Here is a 3,892-nt window from a genome sequence, read left to right as displayed (position 1 = left end):
TCACCCGCCCGCAACGCCTGCGCCGCCAAATGCAACGCCACCAACGACGACGAACACGCCGTATCCACCGTCACCGCCGGGCCCTCCAACCCAAAGGTGTACGACAACCGCCCCGAAATCACACTCGCCGCACTACCCGTAACCGCATAGCCTTCGGCGACGTGCGGTACCTGGGGGGCGCCGCTGGCGTAGTCGGGGGCCACGGCGCCGACGAAGACGCCGGTCTGGGTGCCGCGCAGGGCCATAGGGTTGATGCCGGACTGTTCGAGGGTTTGCCACGCGGTTTCCAGCAGGAGGCGCTGTTGAGGGTCCATGGCCAGGGCCTCGCGTGGGGAGATCCCGAACAGGGCTGCGTCGAATTCGCCCACGTCGGGGAGGAATCCGCCGTGTCGGGCGTAGGTCTTTCCGAGTCTGTCTGGGTCTGGGTCGTACAGGCCGTCGACGTCCCAACCTCGGTCGGTGGGGAACGGGGATATGGCGTCGCCTTCGCCTGTTACCAGGCGCCACAGGTCCTCTGGGGACTGCACTCCACCGGGGAAGCGGCATGCCATGCCCACAATGGCGATTGGGTCGTCGCCTTCGGTTAGGTCGGGCCGTGACTGTTGGGGTACCGAGGGCGTGACGGCGGCCGACTCGCCAACCAGCGTGGCGCGTAGGTAGGTGGCGATGGCGACCGGTGTCGGATAGTCAAACGCGAGGGTTGCCGGTAGCCGCAGTCCGGTTGCCGTGTTCAGACGGTTGCGGAGTTCCACCGCGGTAATGGAGTCACCGCCGAGATCACGGAACGCCCGCTCGGGTAGCACCGTGTCGGGGGTGGGGTGGCCGAGGACCGACGCGGCGTGGGCGCGGACCAGGTCGAGCAGCGTCTGGTCCTGCTCGTTTCGATTGAGTTCGGCCAGCTGTCGTGTGAGGTCGGAGTTGGTTGGGGGCGTGCGTGATTCGGTCTTGTCGAAGGCGAGGATCTGTCGGACGTCGGGCAGGTCGTTGAGCAGCGGCCGGGGCCGGGACATGGTGAAGGTGGGTGCGAAGAGGTTCCAGTCCACGTCGGCAATGGTCAGAACGGTTTCGTCGTGGGTAAGTGCCTCTTGCAGCGCGGCGGTGGCCAAATCCGCCGGCATTTGCAGGATGCCGTTGCGTCGGAGTTGCTCGACTCCTTCGCCTTGAGTCATGCCGCCGCCAGCCCAGGCACCCCAGGCAACCGAGGTGGCGGGTAGGCCACGGTGGCGGCGGTGTTCGGCCAGCGCGTCGAGGAAGGCGTTGCCAGCCGCGTACGCGCCGTGGGCGGTGCTGCCCCAAACGCCGGCGATGGACGAGATGAGGACGAACGCGTCGAGCTGGTCGTCGAACAGACTGTCGAGGTTCGCGGCACCGGCGACTTTCGCATCGAGTGCGTGACTCAGGTTGGCGGCGGTGATGTCGTCGATGGCCCCGAAGTGTCCGACGCCGGCGGCGTGTATCACCGTTCGGATGGGCGGGGCATCGGCTTCGACTTGCCGGATGAGTGCGGCGAGCGCGGCGCGGTCGCCCACGTCGCATGCGGCGATGGTGACGCCGACTCCGTGCTGCGCTAGTTCGGCCTCGAGGGCGGCTGCGCCGGGTGCATCGGTTCCTCGCCGGCTGGTCAGCACGATGTGGCTGGCACCGCCGCTGGCGAGCCAGCGGGCGAGGTGGGCGCCGACGCCGCCGGTGCCGCCGGTGATCAGGGCGGTGTCGCGGGTCTGCCATTGGTTCGGTGCAGGGTGCGGATACGCGGCGCGGATTAGTCGCCGTACATAGATTCCGCCTGGACGGAGGGCTAGCTGGTCTTCGTCGTCGATGCCTCGTAGGGCGGCGGCCAGGTGGGCGATGTCCTCGGCGGTGGCGTGTTCGGGTAGGTCGATGAGTCCGCCCCAGCGGTGCGGGTGTTCGAGAGCGGCGACTCGGCCAATTCCCCAAATTTGGGCTTGTATCGGCCTGTCCACCCTATCGTGTGGGCGCACCGCTACTGCCCCGGCTGTGGCGCACCAGAGCGGCGCATCGACGTGGGTGTCGCCGAGTGCCTGCAGCAGGGTGACGGTGGCGGCCAGGCCTGCGGGGGTCGCGGGGTGCTGCGGATGTGGCGCCTCGTCCAGGGCGAGCAGTGACAGCACGCCGTCCAATTCCGGGGTGTGCTCGGTGAGGTCGTGGAGCTGGCTACTCAGCTGCGCCCGGTCGGTGGTTGCGGCGTCGACTGCGAGGTGGCGAACGGTGATGCCGTGATCGGTGAGGGCTCGGGTGGTGGCGTGCACCCACTCCTGATCATGCTGCTCGGGTGTGACAAGCAGCCAGGTTCCTGATGCGGCGGTGCCTCCTGCCGAAACCGGCTTCCATGTCACTCGGTATCGCCAGGAATCTAGGGTGGTGCGGGTGTGTTGGCCGCGTCGCCAGGACGACAAAAGAGGCAGGAGGGCAGACAGCGAAGAACGGGTGTCGCCACCGTTGACGCCAAGGGTGGCGGACAGGACCGCCAGATCCTCCCGCTCGACGGCCTGCCAGAAGGTGGTTTCGGCGGGCGATGCCGGCCCAGGACCGTGGGCGAGGTCAACGATGCTGTCGGGAAGGTCAAGATGGGTGACGGAGGATCCGGCGAACGTGGCAGGCCAATTCACGTCGACACCCTGGACGAACGCCTCAGCAAGGGAGGTGGTGAACCGATCCAGGCTTCCCTCGTCTCGGCGGAGCGTTCCGATCGCCACCGCCTGCTGGTCGCTGCCGTCGATGGTCTGTTCCACGCCGAGGGTCAGGACGGGATGGGGGCTGCATTCGATAAAAACGCGATGCCCGAGGGTCAACAGGACCCGGGTGGCCCCCTCGAATTGGACGGTGCGGCGCAAGTTGTCGTACCAGTACTGGGCTCCGAGTTCGGCGGTGTCGAGTATTTTCCCGGTCACTGTGGAATAGAAAGGGATAGTGCCGGTGCGGGGAGCGATACCGACCAGAGCGGCTAGAAGCTGATCGCGGACCTGCTCCACCTGCAGACTGTGCGAGGCGTAGTCCACGCCGATGCGTTTGACCTGAACACCCTCTGCGGCGCAGGCAGTGACGAATTCATCCAGGGCGGACACGTCGCCGGAGACGACGATGCTGCGCGGGCCGTTCACCGCGGCGATCGACAAGCGGTCCGCCCACGGGGTCAGCCTCCGGTGCGTCTCGCTCAAATCGAGACTTGTCGAGGCCATGCCGCCCTGTCCGGAAAGTCCGCGTAGGGCTCGGCTACGTAGGGCGACGACAGCAGCGGCATCCTGCAGCGACAGCCCTCCTGCGACATAGGCAGCGGCAATCTCGCCCTGCGAGTGTCCGACAACGGCGGCAGGTGTGATGCCGTGGGAGGCCCACAGCGCGCTGAGGGACACCATGACCGCGAACAGGGCTGGTTGGACTACGTCGACCCGTTCCAGGGACGGCGCCTCGGCGGCACCGCGGAGGACGTCTCGCAATGACCAGTCAATGTATGGTGCCAACGCCTGCTCGCAGGCGTCTATCTGTGCGGCAAAGACCGGTGAACGGTTCAGCAGGTCGGCGCCCATTCCGTGCCACTGTGAGCCCTGACCTGGGAACAACAGCACCGGTCGCGACCCTGGTACGCCAGCACCCTCGACCACCTGGTCGTCTGCGCTGCCGAGGGCCAGCCCGTGCAACCCGGCCAGCATGCCTGCCTGGTCCCGGCCGAGTACCACCGCGCGGTACGGATGCGACATGGGCCTGCCCGCCAGGGTCGCGGTCACGTCGATCGGGCGTACGCCCGACCGGTCGTTCAGAAAGCCACTGAGTCGGTCCGCGTGTCCGCGCACCGCCGCCCGGCTCGGCCCAGCCAGTACCCACGGCGTCAGCGAAAGGAAGCCGCTCACGTGTTCCCGGTACCAGTACGGGCGGT

General features: G+C 67.4%; 1 protein-coding gene. It reads right to left on the bottom strand.

Annotated elements, in window-relative coordinates:
- Window positions 1-3,866: SDR family NAD(P)-dependent oxidoreductase (locus AB0C20_RS35525; RefSeq protein WP_357569654.1), on the bottom strand; the 3,866-nt coding region annotated here is incomplete at its 3' end.
- Window positions 3,867-3,892 lie beyond the last annotated feature (26 nt).

The organism is Micromonospora sp. NPDC048843, assembly GCF_040649965.1.
Classification (GTDB): domain Bacteria; phylum Actinomycetota; class Actinomycetes; order Mycobacteriales; family Micromonosporaceae; genus Micromonospora; species Micromonospora hortensis.
This window is presented reverse-complemented; position numbering and strand designations above follow the sequence as displayed.